The organism is Bradyrhizobium sp., assembly GCF_049798375.1.
In the GTDB taxonomy this organism is placed as follows: Bacteria; Pseudomonadota; Alphaproteobacteria; order Rhizobiales; family Xanthobacteraceae; genus Bradyrhizobium.
The window spans coordinates 1-2,600 of the sequence record NZ_JBARGP010000225.1; the positions used below are offsets into that span (position 1 = coordinate 1).

Consider the following 2,600-nt stretch of genomic DNA (forward strand, 5'->3'; position numbering starts at 1 on the left):
CCTGGCGCGCCTCCACACGGCTGATGCCTGCGTTCAGGCTAGCCTGGATTTCATCTTCGAAACTCATCGTCACGCCGGTGAGCGCGATCACGGTCAACTGCAGCGCGAATACAAGGCCGACGATGGAATGGACCTGCAGCAACGTGGCCTTGATCGCGGACTTGGTCATGAACGGAAGCAACATGCGGAAGGAAGCATCTCGATCAGTCGATGTGAAGCGCTATCAAGATCCGCCATCCCGGGATTGACGTGAACTTCAACGCGGTACGCACGACGCTCATGCGCATCCCGTGCTCTTAGCGAAATGATGCCCGGCCTGGCAATCGCGCTGCGGCTTCGTAGTTTGGTATTGTTCTACATTGGCTGATGATCTCGTCGGCTTGAACGTCGCCATTGCGATGCCGCGAACTAAGTCAATTCGCCCACAAGTATAGCGCATCGCGCGTCAAGCTGGTGTCGCATGGCCGTCACGCGAACTCACTTGTCCGCCCGCCTCAGGGTTGACGGCTTGCAAATCGTTTCAACAGGAGATTGATCCCCATCCCCGCCGATTGTGAGCCCGGCCGAATTGACCGACGAGCAGAAGCCGCTCTACGACGACATGACGAGCGGCATCGAGGCCCACAAGGGCTTCATCAATATCTGCGAGTTGTCCTGTCTGATCGGCATCTGTTGCATGGTGTCAGTGATCCTGAACACCTTCGGCGTGCCGGTGTCGGAATAGCTGGCTGCGGGGATGAGGCCGCGGGCTCGCGCGGAGCATGCGCCGCCGAGTCCGCATCGGTCTCCAAGGCAAAGATCGTGCGAAGTTGAAAGAACCCGGCTCTCCCCGAACTCTATCACAGCCATCAACCGATCGTGACGCGACATCCGTCCTCAACGTGAAATGACGAGTGTCATACGAAGCCGGCGTGCGGCTTCGTGCATGGTGGCGACCGCATGTGACGCTGTGGCCGCGAAGGCGGCGGCTGGGTTCGAGGGGATACTCATGGCAACCACACTGACGATCAATGGCGAGCAGGTGTCCGTCAATGCGCCGCCCGATATGCCGCTGCTGTGGGTGTTGCGCGACATGATCGGCATGACCGGCACGAAGTTCGGCTGCGGCATCGCGCAATGTGGCGCCTGCACGGTGCATATCGACGGCAAGCCGGTGCGTTCCTGCGTGTTGCCGGTCAGCGCAGTGCGCGACCGGCCGATCACGACGATCGAAGGCATCGGCGCGACGCAAGCGGGTGCGCGGGTGCAGAAGGCCTGGCTCGACCTCGAGGTGATCCAGTGCGGCTACTGCCAGTCGGGCCAGATCATGGCGGCGGCGGCGCTGCTGACAGCGACGCCGAATCCCGATGATTCCGACATCGACGCTGCGATGGCCGGCAACATCTGCCGCTGTGGGACCTATGTGCGGATTCGCGCCGCCATCAGGCAGGCGGCATCCGGCCGGCAGTCGTGAGGCACGCGCCATGAAGCTGTTCGACAAGTTTGCCGACGTCGCCCATCCCAGTATTTCCCGTCGCAGCCTGCTGACTGGCGGTCTCGCGGCCGGCGTGCTGGTCGCCTTCCATCTCCCGGTGCGCGCCACCAACGAGCCGGTGCAGCCGCCTGACGATCCCGACAATACCGAAACTCATTTCGCCCCCAACGCCTTCATTCGTATCGATGCCGATGGCCGCACCACGCTGGTGATGCCGCAGGTCGAGATGGGGCAGGGCGTCTACACCGCGATCGCAATGATCCTGGCCGAGGAGCTCGACGCCGACATCGCGAAGGTGACGCTCGAGCATGCGCCGCCGAACGACAAGCTCTACGGCAATCCGGTGTTCGGCCTTCAGGTCACCGGCAACTCGAATTCGATTCGGGCCTGGTGGAAGACGCTGCGTGCGGCCGGCGCCAGCGCGCGGGCGGTGCTGGTGCAGGCCGCCGCGGCGCAGTGGCAGGTGACGTCGGCAAGCTGCACCACGTCGAAAAGCGAAGTGGTGCATGCGGACAGCGGACGCAGGCTCGGCTACGGCGCGCTGGTGGACGCCGCGCGCGGCGAGACGGTTCCCAAGGATGTGCCGCTCAAGGACCCCAAGGATTTCGTCTACATCGGCCAGCCGCTGAAGCGCTTCGATACGCCTGATAAGACCAACGGCAAGGCGGTCTACGGCATCGACGCGATGCTGCCGGACATGAAGTTCGCAACCGTGGTGGCGTGTCCCGTGTTCGGCGGCAAGGTCGGCAAGGTCGATGACACGGCGGCGCAGAAGGTCGTAGGCGTGCGGCAGGTCGTCGTGCTCGACGACATGGTCGCTGTTGTCGGCGACCACATGTGGGCCGCCAAGAAGGGCGTCGACGCGCTCAAGATCGATTGGGACGAGGGCGCTCACGCCTTGCTCAGCACCGAGGATATCTGGCGCGACCTGCGCAGCGCCAGCGAGAAGGACGGCGTCATCGCCAAGACCACCGGCGACGTCGGCAAGGCCCTCGCGGCCGGCGAGCGGATCGAAGCCTCCTATGAGCTGCCGTTCCTGGCGCACGCGACCATGGAGCCGATCAACTGCACCGTGCACCTGAAGCCCGATAGCTGCGAGGTCTGGACCGGCACGCAGATCGTTTCG

General features: G+C 63.6%; 4 protein-coding genes. 3 read left to right on the plus strand and 1 reads right to left on the minus strand.

Annotated features, from left to right (window positions below; translation table 11 throughout):
* Nucleotides 1–169 (minus strand): PepSY domain-containing protein (locus WA702_RS09570; RefSeq protein ID WP_425110280.1); only part of this gene is annotated, 169 nt, incomplete at its 3' end.
* 399 nt (nt 170–568) lie between these two features.
* Here WA702_RS09570 and WA702_RS09575 point away from each other — a divergent pair.
* From WA702_RS09575 to WA702_RS09585, 3 genes are all read left to right on the plus strand, one after another.
* Nucleotides 569–724 (plus strand): hypothetical protein, encoded by a 156-nt coding sequence (locus tag WA702_RS09575; RefSeq protein ID WP_425110277.1) that lies wholly within the window; start codon nt 569–571, stop codon nt 722–724.
* Between the two features lie 264 nt (nt 725–988).
* Nucleotides 989–1,453, plus strand: coding sequence for a (2Fe-2S)-binding protein (locus WA702_RS09580; RefSeq protein ID WP_425110278.1), 465 nt, complete (start codon nt 989–991; stop codon nt 1,451–1,453).
* A gap of 10 nt (nt 1,454–1,463) precedes the next feature.
* A partial coding sequence (locus WA702_RS09585) for a molybdopterin cofactor-binding domain-containing protein (RefSeq protein WP_425110279.1) occupies nt 1,464–2,600 on the plus strand: 1,137 nt, incomplete at its 3' end.

Excerpts from the sequence above, each read along its gene's own strand:
- WA702_RS09580 (WP_425110278.1), top strand. The coding sequence starts at position 989 with ATGGCAACCACACTGACGATCAATGGCGAGCAGGTGTCCGTCAATGCG.